General features: G+C 60.4%; 16 protein-coding genes. 10 read left to right on the top strand and 6 right to left on the bottom strand.

Annotation, left to right across the window (positions count from 1 at the left end; all coding sequences use genetic code 11):
* Positions 1–129: 129 nt before the first annotated feature.
* On the bottom strand, positions 130–1,068 hold the full coding sequence (locus ACK9YZ_RS24100; RefSeq protein ID WP_416067871.1) for a PfkB family carbohydrate kinase: 939 nt from the start codon (positions 1,066–1,068) through the stop codon (positions 130–132).
* A gap of 3 nt (positions 1,069–1,071) precedes the next feature.
* On the bottom strand, positions 1,072–1,872 hold the full coding sequence (locus ACK9YZ_RS24095) for an aldolase (RefSeq protein WP_416067870.1): 801 nt from the start codon (positions 1,870–1,872) through the stop codon (positions 1,072–1,074).
* Between the two features lie 226 nt (positions 1,873–2,098).
* On the opposite strand from ACK9YZ_RS24095, the gene ACK9YZ_RS24090 reads away from it, so the two are divergent.
* Positions 2,099–2,860: a DeoR/GlpR family DNA-binding transcription regulator gene (locus tag ACK9YZ_RS24090; protein WP_112542647.1), complete on the top strand. Its 762-nt coding sequence runs from the start codon at positions 2,099–2,101 to the stop codon at positions 2,858–2,860.
* A gap of 155 nt (positions 2,861–3,015) precedes the next feature.
* Positions 3,016–4,050, top strand: a complete 1,035-nt coding sequence (locus ACK9YZ_RS24085; protein ID WP_416067869.1) for a LacI family DNA-binding transcriptional regulator — start codon at positions 3,016–3,018, stop codon at positions 4,048–4,050.
* Here the strand turns inward: ACK9YZ_RS24085 and ACK9YZ_RS24080 are convergent.
* Both ACK9YZ_RS24080 and ACK9YZ_RS24075 read right to left on the bottom strand, forming a co-directional pair.
* Complete coding sequence (locus ACK9YZ_RS24080) at positions 4,038–4,991, bottom strand: alpha/beta hydrolase (RefSeq protein WP_416067868.1); 954 nt, start codon at positions 4,989–4,991, stop codon at positions 4,038–4,040. The two genes, ACK9YZ_RS24085 and ACK9YZ_RS24080, sit on opposite strands and share 13 nt — an antisense overlap.
* A 9-nt stretch (positions 4,992–5,000) precedes the next feature.
* Positions 5,001–6,149 carry a Gfo/Idh/MocA family protein gene (locus tag ACK9YZ_RS24075; protein ID WP_416067867.1) on the bottom strand — a complete coding sequence of 383 codons (1,149 nt, stop codon included), beginning with the start codon at positions 6,147–6,149 and terminating at the stop codon, positions 5,001–5,003.
* A gap of 252 nt (positions 6,150–6,401) precedes the next feature.
* On the opposite strand from ACK9YZ_RS24075, the gene ACK9YZ_RS24070 reads away from it, so the two are divergent.
* The 7 genes from ACK9YZ_RS24070 (at position 6,402) to ACK9YZ_RS24040 (ending at position 12,397) form a co-directional block, all read left to right on the top strand.
* Positions 6,402–7,223 (top strand): sugar phosphate isomerase/epimerase family protein, encoded by an 822-nt coding sequence (locus tag ACK9YZ_RS24070; RefSeq protein ID WP_416067866.1) that lies wholly within the window; start codon positions 6,402–6,404, stop codon positions 7,221–7,223.
* A gap of 9 nt (positions 7,224–7,232) precedes the next feature.
* Positions 7,233–8,309, top strand: coding sequence for a Gfo/Idh/MocA family protein (locus tag ACK9YZ_RS24065; protein ID WP_216759354.1), 1,077 nt, complete (start codon positions 7,233–7,235; stop codon positions 8,307–8,309).
* A complete protein-coding gene (locus ACK9YZ_RS24060) occupies positions 8,309–9,130 on the top strand; it encodes a sugar phosphate isomerase/epimerase family protein (protein WP_416067865.1) in 822 nt (273 codons plus the stop codon). The genes ACK9YZ_RS24065 and ACK9YZ_RS24060 overlap by 1 nt, the downstream gene beginning before the upstream one ends.
* Positions 9,127–9,960 carry an alpha/beta fold hydrolase gene (locus ACK9YZ_RS24055; protein WP_416067864.1) on the top strand — a complete coding sequence of 278 codons (834 nt, stop codon included), beginning with the start codon at positions 9,127–9,129 and terminating at the stop codon, positions 9,958–9,960. Before ACK9YZ_RS24060 ends, ACK9YZ_RS24055 begins: the two co-directional genes overlap by 4 nt.
* Positions 9,957–10,679, top strand: coding sequence for a ribulose-phosphate 3-epimerase (locus ACK9YZ_RS24050; RefSeq protein WP_416067863.1), 723 nt, complete (start codon positions 9,957–9,959; stop codon positions 10,677–10,679). The genes ACK9YZ_RS24055 and ACK9YZ_RS24050 overlap by 4 nt, the downstream gene beginning before the upstream one ends.
* Positions 10,676–11,620: an ROK family protein gene (locus ACK9YZ_RS24045; protein WP_416067862.1), complete on the top strand. Its 945-nt coding sequence runs from the start codon at positions 10,676–10,678 to the stop codon at positions 11,618–11,620. Before ACK9YZ_RS24050 ends, ACK9YZ_RS24045 begins: the two co-directional genes overlap by 4 nt.
* 471 nt (positions 11,621–12,091) lie before the next feature.
* Positions 12,092–12,397, top strand: a complete 306-nt coding sequence (locus ACK9YZ_RS24040; protein ID WP_183734098.1) for a hypothetical protein — start codon at positions 12,092–12,094, stop codon at positions 12,395–12,397.
* Positions 12,398–12,630: 233 nt separating this feature from the next.
* Here the strand turns inward: ACK9YZ_RS24040 and ACK9YZ_RS24035 are convergent, their stop codons facing one another.
* Entirely contained in the window at positions 12,631–13,491 is an 861-nt protein-coding gene (locus tag ACK9YZ_RS24035; protein ID WP_416067861.1) for a helix-turn-helix domain-containing protein, read from the bottom strand.
* 140 nt (positions 13,492–13,631) lie between these two features.
* On the opposite strand from ACK9YZ_RS24035, the gene ACK9YZ_RS24030 reads away from it, so the two are divergent.
* Positions 13,632–14,480: an N-acyl homoserine lactonase family protein gene (locus tag ACK9YZ_RS24030; RefSeq protein ID WP_416067860.1), complete on the top strand. Its 849-nt coding sequence runs from the start codon at positions 13,632–13,634 to the stop codon at positions 14,478–14,480.
* A gap of 138 nt (positions 14,481–14,618) precedes the next feature.
* Here the strand turns inward: ACK9YZ_RS24030 and ltnD are convergent, their stop codons facing one another.
* Positions 14,619–15,497 carry an L-threonate dehydrogenase gene (gene ltnD / locus ACK9YZ_RS24025; protein ID WP_416067859.1) on the bottom strand — a complete coding sequence of 293 codons (879 nt, stop codon included), beginning with the start codon at positions 15,495–15,497 and terminating at the stop codon, positions 14,619–14,621.
* Positions 15,498–15,651: the final 154 nt, after the last annotated feature.

Below are 15,651 nucleotides of genomic sequence, written 5' to 3'. Positions count from 1 at the left end.
CACTTCCTCCCTTATTGTCACCGCCATCCCATCCTCAGGACAGCTCCTCCCCGGCACCGCTTCAGATCGAACCGAAACCGTCATCTGCGCAGCGCTAGGCCGATCGTCCAGGACACCGGTGATGAACTCTCAGTCTGCTGGCGCAATCGCTCTAGGCACGGGCGCATTTTCCTTGACCATCCATGCGAGACAAGCGCTCTGATCCGGCAGGGCCATGCGGCCACCGGGGCCAGTCACCGAGATCGCGGCTGCGGCAGTTGCATAGACGGCGCAATCGACAGGCTGCTTCCCCCGTGTCAGCGCAAAGGCATAAGCGCCGTGAAAGCAATCTCCGGCGCCCGTCGTGTCGACCGCTTTGACCTCGTAGGCCGGAACGTGCCACAAAACGGCGTCTCCCGTCTGCCTGATATAGGATCCTCGCTCACCGTCGGTTAAAACGACTGCGCTACGGTCGTCAGACCACAGCTTGCGCAGGATCGACGTCGGATCGGGTTCGCAGGAATAGGCCTGCGCAAATTTCAATGGCAATACCAAGTGGTTGGACAAGCTCATCAATCGTTCGGTTGCCGGCCCGATCGTCCATTCAATGTCTGCCACCACTGCCAATCCCAGCTTGCGGGCGCGCGCAACGATCGTATCGGCGTGGGTGGCATAACCGTCGATCAAAAGCACCTGGGCCTGCGCAAGAATGCTGTCGGCCAGCGACTCCGAGGTTCCGTGCGGCACGTCGTCGTCATAGGCGATAAACCTGTCGCCTTCAGGCCCGACCATGATCACCGACCGTATTGGCTTGGCATCGGGACGGCGCGGCGCAAAGGATATATCGACCCCGTGCCGTTCAAGCTCGCGGGCGCTGATATCGGTGAGAGGCTGATCACTCAGCCAACCGATGAAACCGGCCCGCCCCCCCAGCTTTGCGACCGCGACAAGGGCCGTCGCGACATTGCCGCCGTGATCCTGGGTACGATTTGTCACTTTCCCCTTGCCGGCACTCAGTGGGCGGTCAACATAGATGATATCGTCGATCGCCAAGGCCCCGAAGCCCAGAACCTGAAGGTTGTGTGCCACCTGTCAACCGCCCGCCGCAGCGAGCGCCTCTTGCGGCGCCATACCGCCGTGAATGACGAGCTTGAAGGCGCGTGCCGCCATCGTCGTGTCGCCGTGCCCCCAAAGGTTTCGCCCCACCACGGCACCCTTTGCCCCCGCACGCAAGGCATCGAAGGTTTGCGTCAGAGCACCGAGCAGATTTTCCGTTTTCGGACCGCCGGCAATAACGATGGGAACCGGGCAAGTGGCAACGGTTTCCCGAAAAGAATCGAAGTCCCCGGTGTATCCGACCTTGATCACGTCAACGCCGGTCTCAAAGCCGATCCGCACGGCATAGGCGATTTCATCGGGGGTGAAGACGATCTTGCCGCCGTTTGAATAGTCGCGGGGATAGACATGGGCAACGACCGGCATTTCAAAGCGAGCGGCGGCGTTGACGGTATCGGTGAGCCAGCGAATATATTCGCCTTCCGTATTGCCGCGCACCGGAATGGCAACGGCCAGAGCATCGGCACCGTAGCGCACGGCATCCTCAGGGGTCGCGATCAACTGACGGATTCGGTCGTCCGGCGTAAAACAGCCGGCTTGAATGACCAATGCGGCCTTGCCGGCATAGGCGGGCCACAAGTGGCGCGCAGCACCAGGCTGAATGCTGATATAGTCCGGCTCTCCGGCCATCACCCGCTTTAGAGCGCCCGGCAGATCCGCCAGGCCGCCCTCACGGACGTTGCCATAACCAACGAAGTGGTCGACCGCGCCACCGAACAAATGCCCCGACGGATGTGAAAACAGCCGTGACAGGCGAATTTTGGTTCCAAGGCCCATAGCGATGCTGTCCCTCTACAAGTTTGATTTCGCGCTGAGACCCTAACTCGAAAATAAACGAATGTTCAATATTTCGATTTCTTTCGTTTTGATTTAAGATGGCTGTAATGTGGGCCGGACATATGCTGATACCGCCCTTCATCGCGTCTTTTGACCACAATGGTTTCCGTGTATTTTCGATTTTCGAAAGCTCCGGTACCGGCACTAAAGGAATTCGAGGTAAGACATGCTTGCGGAACAACGGCGACATCAGATCATGCTGGAACTTCAGCGGACCGGCCAAGCGCGCACGACGCAGCTGGCGGAAAACTTCGGCGTCTCCGAGGTGACCATCAGATCCGACCTGGAAATTCTGGATGCCAAGAAGCAGCTCATCAAGACACATGGCGGCGCGATCGCACTGCCGGCCAGTTCGCCCGCGGCAGCCTTCGAAGAACGGATGAACCGCAATTTCGATGCCAAGCGACGCATCGCGCAGATGGCGGCGCGCCAGATCATCGACAACCAGTCCGTGGTGTTCGACAGCGGCTCGACACTGCTGCAGGTCGCCATGCAAATGCCCCCGGTCAACAATGTCGTGGTGGCCACAACCGCCATGAACATCGCCCAGCATCTGATGTATCGGCCGGGGCTGGACGTGCATATGATCGGCGGCCGGGTCTTTCCCAGTACAGTGAGCACGATCGTCTCTGATTCCGACAAGGCCGTGGGCGGCCTTGTCGCCCACCAGGCGTTCCTCAGTGCTCATGCCATCGATCACGCATTCGATGTCGTCGATGTCTCGGAGGACATTGCGCGCACAAAACGTAATCTGGTCCGAATGGCGAGGCGTGTCATCCTGGTGGCGGATTCCAGCAAGTGGGATATTGGCGCCTCGTCCAAGGCATTTTCGCTTTCACGTGTCGATCTGATCATCACCGACACCGGTATGCCACATGGGATTCGCAGTCGGCTGGACAAGCTGGGAGTCGAAGTACGCTATGTATAGAGGCGGTTACGCCGCCAATTGTGCTTCACGTAACAAAAAATTTTGCGCATGCGACATTGTCAGGCTACAACGCAATTCGAAAGCCCTCACACTGACCGCCTTTGCGATATCGGCTGACACAGACGATCCTTGGCGCAGTGCAACCAGAATTGCCAATGGCCAAGATGACGATCAAAACCATGGACGATTTCGCCCGGTCCTGTGGCGTTTCCCGTCCAACGCTTTCGAGGTATTTCGATGACCCGAACAGCGTAAAGGCGGTGACGCGTAAACGTATCGAGGAGGCGCTGTCGGCATCGGATTACCGTCCTAATCTCTATGCGCGCAACCTCAATCGCAAGAGGACACGGAACATCGGCATTCTCGTGCCCGTCATCACAGATCCATTCTACGCCGAAATGGTCAACCGTCTGGAATTGCTCGTCCGTGGTGAAGGTTACTGGCCAATCGTCATTTCGTCCCACGGCCTGCCAGATCTTGAAGCCGAGGCTGTGAACACGCTTCTGTCCTTGAAGGCTGCCGGCGCGATCATCGCGCCTCTGGGGCTTTCTTCTGAGCCTGGCATCTTCGAAAAACTCCGGGAGAGCATTCCCATCGTCTATTTCGATACGTTCATCGAAGGCGACACGCCCTTCATTGGCAATAACAACGCTCAAAGCGTTGCGACCATTGTCGACTATCTCTGCCGATCGGGCGAGCCGCCTGCATATTTCGACATTCCGCATGTCAATCACAATTCCGGAGAGCGGCTGGCGAGCTATATCGCCACGATGGGGTCGCTCGGTTTCGAACCGGTCGTATTTGGCGACACCGAGAGTTACGGCTGGGACTTCGAACATATGGGATATGAGCAGACCGACGCAATGATCGCGGCTGGTACGCTTCCGGGCAGGACGATCCTCTGCGCGAACGATCGCCTCGCCTTTGGTACGATGGCAGCCGCCCATTCGCGCGGCCTTCACATCGGCCGCAGGAGTGACAGCGATCTGCGCATCGCCGCCCATGACGACCACCCCCTCAGCCGCTATACCTGCCCGCCGTTGACCACGATGGCGCAAGACTTCACCGCCATGGCGCGCAGCAGTGTCGACACACTGCTTTCGATGCTGGACGAAGACGATGACACCAGGCAGGTCGTTGCACGAAAAATCATCCTCGACGGTACATTGGTGATGCGTCAGTCGGCGTGATCGATGAGCCTGCGCCATCCGGCAACCGCCTCTTCCACCGCCCGCCGCGCCGCCGGAATGTGCCGCCCCATGGAAACGAAGCCATGGATCTGATCCTGCCAGCGCCGCAGGATTACAGGGACCCCCGCCTCGGCAAGCCGGCGGGCATAGGATTCGCCTTCGTCTGCGAGGATATCCTGGCCCGCAATCGCGACGAAGGCTGGCGGCACACCCGCGACATTTCCGACGCGCAGGGGAGAGACGCGCCAATCAGCGATATCGGCCGCGTCGCGGACATAATGATCGCGGAACCAGCGCATCGTCGAGGCCGTCAAACCGTATCCTTCCGAAAATCTGACAAAACTGTCGGTCGTCTGCCCGGCATCGGTGTTGGGATAGAGCAGAAGTTGCGCCGAGATTTTCCGCGCAACGCCATCGCGCGAGAGAAGCGATAGGACAGCAGCCAGATTGCCGCCGGCACTATCGCCCGCAACCGCGATCCGTTCTGGATCGATACCGAGCGCGCTTGCCTGCTCCACTACACAGGCTAGCGCCGACAAGCAGTCTTCCAGTCCGGCCGGGAACTTGTGCTCGGGCGCCAGCCGGTAATCCGGGCAAAATACGATACAGGCGCCGATATTTGCAAACCAACGGCAGATCTCGTCATGGGATTCAAGCGTACCGACGACCCAGCCGCCGCCGTGAAGATAGAGAAGTGCCGGCGCATCCTTGGTCGGAGCGCCCACGCCTCGGTAGATCCTGAGACGGATCGGGCCACCCGTCCCAGCGATCGTTTTGTCCTCGATGGCCGCGACCGGCTCACGATCGCCCTGCAATGTCGGGCAACCCAAGTCATAGGCAGCGCGGGCCTCGTTTACTGTCCCCCGCTCAAAGGGCGGCTGGTTTGCGGCGCGACCGAGCGCCAGGACATGCGCGGCGCCGGGATCCAATCGATCTTTCATCGCTTCACCTCAAGCAAGCAGGCTGCGAGCTTCATCGTCCCCAAGCAGCGGCGGTTGCGTGACTGTTCCCGCAATCGCAATCGCGCTCCTCGCCTCGCTGGATGCCAGGGTCGCCTCCATGATCTCGAGAACATGAAGCGCCAAATCGCCGGAGGCGCGCGGCGCCCTGCCCTCGCCAAGCGCGCGGACGAGATCGGCAACGCCCAGCATGCGATAGTTGGCGCGGTCGGGAGCGCTATACGGCCAGTTCAGGGCGCCATACAGCTCGCCTTCGCTCTCGAAATCCTTCCATTCCGCGCCGCGCTCGGAAAGCGAGACCGTTCCGCCGAATGTATCGGGATCAGGCAGGCGCAACGAACCCTCCGTGCCGTGCAATTCGATCGGATGATTGGAATGCCGGAAGACATCCCACGACGTACCGAAATTCACCGTCGCGCCCGACTGGAACTCGAGAAGCGAGAGCACGTTCGTCGGCGTACCCACTTTGAACGTCGTGTTCTTGAAGGGGCCATCAGCCGTTATCAGCCGTTCTTCCTGGCCTTTCGTCGCCATCGCCATGACGCTTTTCACCGGGCCAAGCAGATTGACCAGCATGGTCAGATAATAGGGACCCATGTCGAACATCGGCCCGCCACCGGGTTGATAATAGAATTGCGGATTGGGATGCCAATGCTCCATGCCGCGGCCGAACATGAAGGCGGTACCGCTGACCGGGCGGCCGATCGCACCTGCATCCATCAGGCCTCGCGCCCGCCGGCCGGCGGCGCCGAGGAATGTATCGGGAGCCGAACCCAACAAGAGATCGCGACTTTTGGCCTCGGCCACAAGCTTCCGTCCCTCAGCGGCCGACGTCGCGAGCGGCTTTTCGGTGAAGACGTGCTTGCCTGCGGAAAGCGCCGACATCGTCACGTCGAAATGGACGGCAGGGATCGTAAGGTTCAGGACAAGATCGACCCCGGGGTCTGCCAGGAGCGCATCGACCTCCATTGCCCGGATGCCATATTCCTTCGCCCTCAGCGCCGACACGTCGGATGAGATGTCGGCACAGGCCCTCAATTCGACCCCGGCAAACAGGGCGGCATTACGTAGATAGGTCATCGAGATATTGCCGCAGCCGATGACACCGATGCCCAGCCTGGTTCCCGGATATGCTCTCATGAATTGGCCTCCCCACCAATTTCAGATGTTTCGCCCATCATCGACAGGCATCGCTGCCGCCACAACCGCTATAGAACATTTTATTTGTTGACGCGCGATAAATTTTTATGAACCATGCGGAAATAGCGATCCGACGTCACATGCGGCTTGCCAGGGGAGGTTCGCCACTCCACCGCCATGCCAAGAATGCAGTCATGCGGGTCCGGCGGCATATCAACGAAGGCCTACGCAAGACGAAGTCAAGGAATGGGCATGAGTATCAAAGACCTGAAAGTCGGCTGCCAGACATTCACCTGGGAAATGCTCGGGAAAAACTGGAATGGCGGCCCGGACGATCTGCTGGAGGCCATTGCGGAGGGCGGCTATGCGGGCATCGAGATTACCGACACGATGATCGGCCGCTACGCGGATCATCCCGATCATTTCGCCGCGAGCCTGAAGAAACATGGGCTGACGCTCGTATCTTTTGCGATGGGATCCAAAAGCGGCTTCACCCTCAGGCAAGAGATCGAGAATGACCTCAGGACCACACAACGCTGGATCGATTTCGCGGCCGCCTTTTCCGGCGCCCTCGTTTCGATCGGTTCGGCGACGGTTGTCTCTGAAGGGCCTCGGGAAGCGAAATTCGAAATCGCCGCGGAGTTCTACAATCGGGCCGGCGAATTGGGCAGATCTTCCGGCGTGGATATCGCTGTGCATCCGAGTTCGCACCACAATACGCTGCTGTTCGACCGTGCCGATTATGACCGGATCTTCTCGCTTATCGACAAGAACCTCGTCGGCTGGGTGCCGGATACCGGCCATATCCTGCGCGGCCACGACGATATTCTGGATACGCTGCGAACCTATCAGGACCGTATCCGCTATCTGCACCTCAAGGACGTCGATGCAGAGGGCAAATGGGCCATGCTTGGCAAAGGAGTCTGCGATACGCCCGCCGTGATCGACATCGTCGCTGCCGCGCCGCGCTTCAATGGCTGGCTGGTCTTGGAAGAGGAATCAGACACGGCCGCTGCCGACCCTGCGACAGCCGTCAGGACGAACCGCGAAACGATGCGCCGCTACGGCGCCTGAGGAAGAGATATGATCCGTAAGGAAGACCGACGGCTGCGTGTGGGTGTGCTCGGCTGCGGCCCGATCGCACAGTTCGCCCATCTCGAATCCTGCGTGAAGGCTGGGAATGCCGACCTTTACGCCATCTGCGACGCAGCACCTGACCTGCTCGCGCGCATGGGCGCGACATACGAGCCTCAGAAGATGTACGCCGATTATGACGCGATGCTCGCCGATCCCGAGCTCGAAGCCGTCATCATCGCCACGTCCGATGCCTATCACGTACCGATGTCCATCAAAGCGCTCGATGCTGGAAAGCATGTGCTCTGCGAGAAGCCCACCGGTGTTACGGTCGAGGAAGGCCAGGCGCTCGCCGACGCCGTCAAGCGCTCCGGCAAGGTGCTGCAGGTCGGTCACATGAAGCGGTTCGACCCGGCGCTGGAGGCTGCCCGGGATTTCGTCCGTGACGATATCGGCGAGATTTTCGCGCTGAAGGCCTGGTACTGCGACTCCACCCACCGCTACACCAATACCGATGCGGTCCAGCCGCTGCCGATCACCAGCAAATTCGCCAGAAAACCCTCCGGAAATCCCAAGGCTGACCTGCGCCAGTATTTTATGCTGGCGCATGGCTCGCATCTCGTCGATACCGCCCGTTTCCTTTGTGGCGAGATCGTCGCGGTGCGAGCCCGCCTTCTCGAGCGTGCCGGCACCTATTGCTGGTTCGTGGAAACCGAATTCGCCAATGGCGCGCTCGGTCATCTCGATCTGACGGTCGCCGTCCGCATGGACTGGCATGAGGGGTTTCAACTCTATGGCGAACATGGCTCGGTGATCGCCAAGACCTTCAATCCCTGGTACTTCAGGGCGAGTGAAGTCGAGATCTTTCACGAAAAAGACGCAACGACCCGCAAGCCGCTCGGGGCCGACGGGCACTTCTTCCGCCGGCAGTTGGAAGGGCTTGCCGATACCGTGCTGAACGGCGCGCCGATGCGCGGCGCCGATATAGAGGACGGCATCGCCTCCATCCGCGCCATGGTCGCCATCGCCCGCTCGGTCGAAACGGGCGAACGTGTCGAACTCGCAACCGTCACGGGATCGGTCTGATGCAGCTTGGCATCTTTGCAAAGACCTTCCCCGGCACCGATCCCCGGCAAGTGCTTTCGGCCGTGCGTAACAGCGGATTTGCGACGACTCAATTCAATCTCGCCTGCGTCGGTCTGCCATCGATGCCGGATGCAGTGGCGCCGGAAACGATTACAACGATCTGGGCGGCAGCCGAAGTGGCCGGCGTTTCGCTCGCGGCACTTTCAGGCACCTATAACATGGCCCATCCGGACAAATTCGTGCGGGAAAGAGGGCTCAAACAGCTTGGCGTGGTGATCGAAACGGCAGCGGCTTTGCAGATTCCGCTCGTGACGCTCTGCACCGGCAGCCGCCATGCCCAGGACCAATGGATGTATCATCCGGACAATGCGCTTCCGTCCGCCTGGGCCGATATGGCTGCCGAAATGGAAAAAGCGCTGGAACTTGCCGAGCGGCACGACATCGATCTCGGCATTGAGCCGGAACAGGCAAATATCGTCAGCTCCGCCGCCGATGCGGTGAGGCTGATCGGAGAGATGGGTTCGAGGCGCCTGCGCATCGTGCTTGATCCAGCGAACCTCTTCGAGCAGGCGACACCGGCCGAAGTGTCCGACATCGTCGCCAGGGCGATCGATATCTCGGCCGGGTACGTGACGATGGCCCATGCGAAGGATCGTTATGCCGATGGCCGCTTCGCGACGGCGGGTCAGGGCATCGTCGATTTCCCCGCCTTCATCGACGGCCTGCGCGCGACCGGTTTTAGCGGTGCGTTCGTCACGCACGGTCTTGCGGCAGAAGAAGCACCCGCCGTCGCCAGATTTCTTTCGGATCTGATCCGATGAAAACGCGCCTCGCCTTCAGACGAGACGATGCCGACCTTTCAGTCTACGACTGCGGAACAGGCAAAGCCTTGCTCTTTCAACACGGCCTCGGCGGCAATGAGGCACAGGTCGCACAGGTTATCCCCGAGGCGCTCGACTGGCGGCGGATCACGACCGAGTGCCGCGGGCATGGCAGCTCGACGCTCGGCACGAGACGCCCCTTCTCGATTGCGATGTTTGCGGCCGACGTCATCGCCGCAGCAGACGAAAAGGGAGTAGACCGCTTCATCGCCGGCGGTATCTCCATGGGCGCAGCCATCGCGCTTCATCTGGCAAAAACGCACCCCGAGCGCGTTATCGGCCTCGTCCTGGTCCGCCCGGCCTGGTCTTTTGCGCGCGCCCCAGCCAATCTCGCGCCGATCCGCGAGATCGCGGCATTGCTTCGATCTCATTCGCGTGCCGATGGCCAGGCACTTTTTGCCAGATCGGCGACGGCGGAACGTCTGCGGATGGACGCGCCAGACAATCTCGCTTCCCTGCTCGGCTATTTCGAACGCCCGGATGCGTTAGCCTTTGCCGACGTGCTTGACGACATCGCCTCGGATGGCACGGGCGTTTTGCAAGAGGACGCGGCAAAACTTGCTGTTCCCGCTCTCGTCCTCGGCAACCGGCAGGATGCCATTCACCCTCTCACCGTCGCACAAGTGATGGCTGACACACTACCAAACGCGCATTTCCTCGAAGTGCCTGCGAAGGCAGCGGGTGCGCAAGCGCATTTCGCCGCTGTCCGAGCGGTCGTCCTGCAATTCCTCGACACAGAATTCAAACATCGGAGCGTCGCTCAGCCATGACATCGAAAACTCTTCCGGGCGGCGTCATCGCCGCATTGCCCCGGCACAGACTGCTCGGCGAGTTTTCGCTCTGGTCCGCAGATCTTGCCAATATGGAGCGCGACCTTCACCGCATCGAGCCCTATGTCGATCTCCACCATATCGACGTTGCCGATGCACGCTTCACGCCCGGCTTCCTGTTTTTTCCCGATTTCGTCGCCCGCATCGCCAAGCTGACGGCAAAACCAATTCATGTGCATCTGATGGTCGAGGCCGAGATCGTCGAGGAGCAGACACGCCAGTTCATCGAGGCGGGCGCCGATCTCATCAGCATGCATGCCGAGAACGGCGAAGCCGGCTTGCGCGCTGTGGCACTCGCAAAGGAGCTCGGCGCCGAAGCCGGCGTCGCTCTGCGGCTGGAAACTCCGGTCGCCGAGGCAGAACCGTTCCTCGCAGATGTCGCCTTCTTCACGCTGCTCGGGACCTCGATCGGCGTCAAGGGACAAAGCCTCTCGGATAAAGCGTGCGACCGGCTGCGCGAAGCGCGGTTGCTGATGAAGCGTATCGGACGCGAACAGGAGATTGTTCTTGCAGCAGATGGCGGCATCCGCGAACAGACGGTTCCACTGTTGCGGGCAGCAGGCGCCGAGACGGTCGTGCTCGGATCACTGGCGTTCGGTGACACGGATCTGCCGGGCCGTATTGCCTGGCTGCATGCTCTGGAGACTGAGCCCCGATGAGGAGGATTGCGCTTGCATTTGATCTGGGTGGAACGGAGTTGCGCGCAGCATTGGTTGGCGACGGCGGCAAATTGCTGGCCTTCGCGTCCGTGCCAACGCTCGCCAGGGATGGACCGAATGCGGTCATCGAGCAGATCGCGATGCTTGCGAAAAAAATCTGCTCGGACGTTCCCGACGCCAAGCCGCTCGGCATTGGCATCGGAGCGCCCGGCCCGCTCGATCCGGTCGCTGGCATTCTCACCGCACCACCGACCCTCTCGGGCTGGCGTGAAGTACCCCTGGCGCGCCTTCTTCAGGACCGCCTGAACCTGCCGGTGCGGCTGGAGAACGATGCGAACGCCGCCGCTCTCGGCGAATGGCGTTTCGGCGCCGGCCGCGGCGCGGCCTCGCTGGTATTCGTCACCGTGTCCACCGGCATCGGCGGCGGAGTGATCTCCGATGGCCGAATCGTGCATGGGCGCCGTGGGCTCGCAGGCGAAATCGGCCATATGACCATTACGAGCGAGAGCGAACGATGCCTTTGCGGGGCGGTGGGCTGCTTCGAGGCGGTGGCGTCAGGCACGGCACTCGGCCGGCGTGCGACCGCTCTTACAAGAACAGGCGACGGCTCGGCGCTGCGAATGCTGTCCCACGACGGCGAGGTGACCGGTCGACATGTTGTCGAGGCGGCGCGCGCCGGCGACGAAACGGCACTCGCGCTGATGGACCAGGAAGCCCGTTGGCTGGGCATCGGCTTTACCAATCTGCTCCATCTCTATTCGCCAGACATGATCGTCATGGGCGGTGGAATTTCCCACGGATACGATCTCCTTCGGCGAGCGATTGAGACTACCATTCACGAGCGAGTGATGCCCGCTTATCGCGACGTGCCCGTGGTGCCGGCGCAACTCGGGAGCCATGCTGGATTGATAGGCGCCGCAAGCCTGATTTTTTCAATTTAACATGCAATGAAACCGCAGTTTCCCATCATGAATTACACTCGCGATTGCTCATGCCCTTGCGCGTGAGCACAGCCGAACCTCGAAACGTTGGCCCGATCTGATCATTCAGAACTGCAGCGAGGCGCTCACGAAAAACAGATCGCACATGTTGGTGTCGGCGGTGCTCTTGAAGATGTGGGAATATCCAAGGTCGGCGCTGACCGTGCTGCCCGAAAGCCGGCTTCCAATTGTCCAGCTGGCAATGTCACCGCTTTCAATGCCGAAACGCGCTTGCTCAAATACATGGCCGTAATCGATGCCGGACAGGGACGCAACTCGCCCAGCCTGTCGGCGAGCATCCTATTGCCTGCCCGTGGCTGCGTGCGCCAGACGATTTCGTTGCGCGTGAAGACACCGTTATTAAAGTTTGAGTTGACCGTTTCCGATGGCGAGGCGACATTCGCATCCTGTGGCAAGGCAGGAGGAAAAACGATGGGCGAGTCGGACAGTTGGCGCCATATGGCAAGCGCACCAAAAGACGGCAGTCGAATCCTCGTCACGATACGCCCATCCGAACAGGGGCCGGCAGAAGTTGACCTCGCGTATTGGTCGAAAGGCGATCAATTTGCTGGAGAAGGCTGGCGCGCATCGGATTCCTCGCCCGGACAGGTCATCGAATATGCCGAGCCGGAATTGAAGTGTTGGATGCCCATGCCGTCGGCCAACCTCAATCGCACCTCAATGCCCTCACCCTGGGAAGGCGATGACGACCAGAACCTCGACGGGTCAGGGATTTAGAGATCGCCCCGCATGACAATGGTTCCTGCCTCCGCGAAGACCGCTGAAGGTGACGATGACGTTCGCCGTAGTCAGAAGTCGATCCAGAAATCTGCCCGTTTGGACCGAAGAGGCGAGTGATCGGTAGCGACATCAGCGTTCGTGTTCGCACGAGGCGCTGCAGGGCTCAAGGCTCCCTCCACCTTGCACGGCGCGGCTCCCAAGACGGCTGCGCAGTTTACAGACTTTGGATGCTATGCCCGCCCTGTTGGGCTGGTTCCAAAGCTCTCGCGAAACCGGCGCGAGAAGTGCGAGCGCGACACGTAGCCCGCAGCCTCGGCGGCGGCAATTGCCGTCGCGCCGGATGTGATTGCATGTTGCGCAGCCTTCAGACGCTCGCGCCGCAAGATTGCACGGAAGGAGGTGCCGTCTGCGGCCAATCGACGTCGCAGGGTGGACGCTCCAATTCCGAGTTTTCCTGCGACATCAGAAACGTTCCAAGCCTGCGAAGGGGCCGTTGCGATCAGCCAGGCAATGTCGTCCGACAGGCTTTGTCTGAAGAGTGGGCGTGCCTCGGTAAGTGGCCGCAACAGCGCCAGAACCTCCGTCAGCCTGAGCCGTTTGATCGTTTCGCCGACGCTGACGTCAGCGATCGTGGATGCGGCGTGGCCAATCGTCTCGACGAGATCGATGCTCAGCGGCACGGCGTCGAGATCGACGGCACTATGGGCGCGCTCCGCAACGGACAGCGGTGGGATGCCCTCCGGCAGGAGCGGCACGTCGAGCCGCAACGCTGCGTAGACGCCCGTTTTATCGTCTGGAATGTTGACGACGTCCATCGGCACACCACCGGGCAACACGAAGAGCGAGCCGGCCGGGAAGGACCGGGTGCGATCGCCAAGCCACACGTCCTTTTGGCCATAAAGCACGACGCAGATCATGGGACAATCAAGCCGAAGAGCCGCCACCCGTTCGCGGTCGAAGCAGCAATAGGCGAAAAGCTGCTCGCCATAAGGATGCATTCCCACATCGAGCTTTCCCGCCACCATGGGGCGGAGCCGATCGAGCAGGCGGCGAGAAAGCTCGGAACGTCGGTCGCGTATCATCATGTTCATGAGCGCAATGTATGAGAAGGCGCGGCAAGAAAAAATACCGCGGGTGAGCGTTTCGGGCTCAAGTGATCACAAATCCGGCGCATAGCGTGCGACGGAGGACGGCACAAGGAGGGTCTTCAAGACAAGACAAGGAGACCTTCATGAAGACCTTCAAATTTGCGCTTGCGATCGGGGCAACGGTCGCATCGCTGTCTTTCGCCTCCACGCCGACACGCGCTGCTCCGGACCTGGAGCTCTGGCGTCTGGATTGCGGCGATGTCGTCGTCAAGGATTTGTCGATGTTTTCGGACACCTTCGCTTCTGCCGGCAAGAAAGGCGTGCTGACGGATAGCTGCTACGTGATCCGCCACGGCGGTGACTACCTGCTATGGGACACCGGGCTTCCTGCCGGCCTCATCGGCAAGGCACCGGATCAGGATGCACAGATCGGCGTCTCGCTCAGAAGCGACATCCCGACCCAGTTGAAAGAGATCGGCATCAAACCGGAGCAAATCGCAACCGTCGGCATCAGCCACAACCATTTCGACCATCTCGGACAGGCCGCGACCTTTTCGAAAGCCACGCTGATGATCGGTGCTGCCGATTGGCAGACTTTTCACGACAATCCTGCGCCCTTCGCGGTCGTACCGGATCTCGTCAAACCCTGGCTCGATGGCAAGGCGAAACTCGACCTCGTGAGCGGCGACCGTGACGTCTTCGGCGACGGTTCCGTGATGATGCTGTCGATGCCCGGTCATACGAAAGGGGAAGCCGCCCTCCTGGTAAAGCTTGCAAAGATGGGGCCGGTCCTGCTTTCCGGCGATGTCGTGCATTTCGAGGATAATCTCGTCACTCGCGGCGTGCCGGGTTTCAATGAAAACCGTGCCGACACGCTCGCATCGATGGAACGGCTCCAGGCGATTGCAGCCGGGCTGAACGCAACGCTCGTCATCCAGCACGATCCTACCCATATCTCCCGCCTGCCGGCCTTCCCCGAAAGCGCAAGATAAGCGACACGGTTGCCATTGGCACAAGGTCACAATCGCCACCGGGGTTAACAAGCCGGTGGCAGCAACCCGGTTGAACTCGTCAAGATCGTTCCCCCGTGTCTCGTCCGTCGGCCGTGTCGCGCAATTGCTCCCACGATTTCACTGCAGTTCCGTGATCAGACTGTAGAGACGTGCGACCGAGGCATCATCGTCTCGCTCCATTCCCGCAGCGGCCGTCATCAGAAATAGCTGCAGGGCCTCTGCTGCCATTGGCGTCGGGAACCGCAATTCTCGGGCGATGTCGCCGACGATGCCGAGATCCTTGGTGAATATGCCGACGGCGCTGCGCGGCGCATAGTCCTCTTCAAGCACATGGGGGATGCGGTTTTCAAACATCCAGGAATTACCGGCCGACTTGGTGATGACCTCGTAGACTTTCGTCAGATCCAGACCAAGCCTCTTGGCAAAGGAGATGGCCTCACATGCCGCAGCAATATGCACGCCCGCCAGAAGCTGGTTGACGATCTTGAACGATGTTCCGATGCCCGCCTCGTCACCGAGCGTGTAGACGGTTTCGGCGACCATATCGAGTGCCGGTTTTGCCGCTGCGAAAGCCTGCGGAGATCCGGACGCCATGACCGTCAGCCTGCCTTCCGCCGCCTTCGCGGCTCCCCCGCTGATCGGCGCGTCGAGATAGTGAAACCCTTTTTCCTCAACCCTTGCGGCGAAGTCTCGCGCATCCTTCGGCGCGAGCGTAGCACAGGCGACGATCACCGCGCCTTTGCTCAAATCCTTGACGATGCCATCAGGGCCAAAAATCACCTCTTCGGTCTGTTTCGCGTTGACGAGAACCAGGAAGACAACGTCTGCGTCCCGAACCACGCTCGCCAACGTGTCGCCGGTCCTTCCTCCTGCGGCCTCGAAGGCGGCCCGGACGTCTGCTCGAATATCGTAACCGCGTATGGAGGCTCCACGCGCCAGAGCCGATCTGGCCATGCCCATTCCCATCGAGCCAAGGCCCACAACAGCAATATCCATTGAATCATCCCTCCGTATTCTGACGTTCGAATTTCCCGCCGAATGCCTGAACCCGGTGGCTTGCAGTCAGAACTGGGAAACCCGAACCGCGATCACTGAAAACCAGCTGCATGCCGCTGCCGCAACGGCCACTTTGATGAGTGGTATCAGATCG

The organism is Rhizobium sp. ZK1, assembly GCF_047782645.1.
GTDB lineage: Bacteria > Pseudomonadota > Alphaproteobacteria > Rhizobiales > Rhizobiaceae > Rhizobium.
The sequence above is the reverse complement of the archived record's forward strand: the minus strand, read 5'-3'. Positions and strand labels throughout refer to the sequence as shown.

What these genes read in the sequence shown, in the direction of transcription:
- ACK9YZ_RS24095 (WP_416067870.1), bottom strand. Translation starts at nt 1,872, where the DNA reads ATGGGCCTTGGAACCAAAATTCGCCTGTCACGGCTGTTTTCACATCCG.
- ACK9YZ_RS24090 (WP_112542647.1), top strand. Translation starts at nt 2,099, where the DNA reads ATGCTTGCGGAACAACGGCGACATCAGATCATGCTGGAACTTCAGCGG.
- ACK9YZ_RS24085 (WP_416067869.1), top strand. Translation starts at nt 3,016, where the DNA reads ATGGCCAAGATGACGATCAAAACCATGGACGATTTCGCCCGGTCCTGT.
- ACK9YZ_RS24080 (WP_416067868.1), bottom strand. Translation starts at nt 4,991, where the DNA reads ATGAAAGATCGATTGGATCCCGGCGCCGCGCATGTCCTGGCGCTCGGT.
- ACK9YZ_RS24075 (WP_416067867.1), bottom strand. Translation starts at nt 6,149, where the DNA reads ATGAGAGCATATCCGGGAACCAGGCTGGGCATCGGTGTCATCGGCTGC.
- ACK9YZ_RS24070 (WP_416067866.1), top strand. Translation starts at nt 6,402, where the DNA reads ATGAGTATCAAAGACCTGAAAGTCGGCTGCCAGACATTCACCTGGGAA.
- ACK9YZ_RS24065 (WP_216759354.1), top strand. Translation starts at nt 7,233, where the DNA reads ATGATCCGTAAGGAAGACCGACGGCTGCGTGTGGGTGTGCTCGGCTGC.
- ACK9YZ_RS24060 (WP_416067865.1), top strand. Translation starts at nt 8,309, where the DNA reads ATGCAGCTTGGCATCTTTGCAAAGACCTTCCCCGGCACCGATCCCCGG.
- ACK9YZ_RS24055 (WP_416067864.1), top strand. Translation starts at nt 9,127, where the DNA reads ATGAAAACGCGCCTCGCCTTCAGACGAGACGATGCCGACCTTTCAGTC.
- ACK9YZ_RS24050 (WP_416067863.1), top strand. Translation starts at nt 9,957, where the DNA reads ATGACATCGAAAACTCTTCCGGGCGGCGTCATCGCCGCATTGCCCCGG.
- ACK9YZ_RS24045 (WP_416067862.1), top strand. Translation starts at nt 10,676, where the DNA reads ATGAGGAGGATTGCGCTTGCATTTGATCTGGGTGGAACGGAGTTGCGC.
- ACK9YZ_RS24040 (WP_183734098.1), top strand. Translation starts at nt 12,092, where the DNA reads ATGGGCGAGTCGGACAGTTGGCGCCATATGGCAAGCGCACCAAAAGAC.
- ACK9YZ_RS24035 (WP_416067861.1), bottom strand. Translation starts at nt 13,491, where the DNA reads ATGAACATGATGATACGCGACCGACGTTCCGAGCTTTCTCGCCGCCTG.
- ACK9YZ_RS24030 (WP_416067860.1), top strand. Translation starts at nt 13,632, where the DNA reads ATGAAGACCTTCAAATTTGCGCTTGCGATCGGGGCAACGGTCGCATCG.
- ltnD (WP_416067859.1), bottom strand. Translation starts at nt 15,497, where the DNA reads ATGGATATTGCTGTTGTGGGCCTTGGCTCGATGGGAATGGGCATGGCC.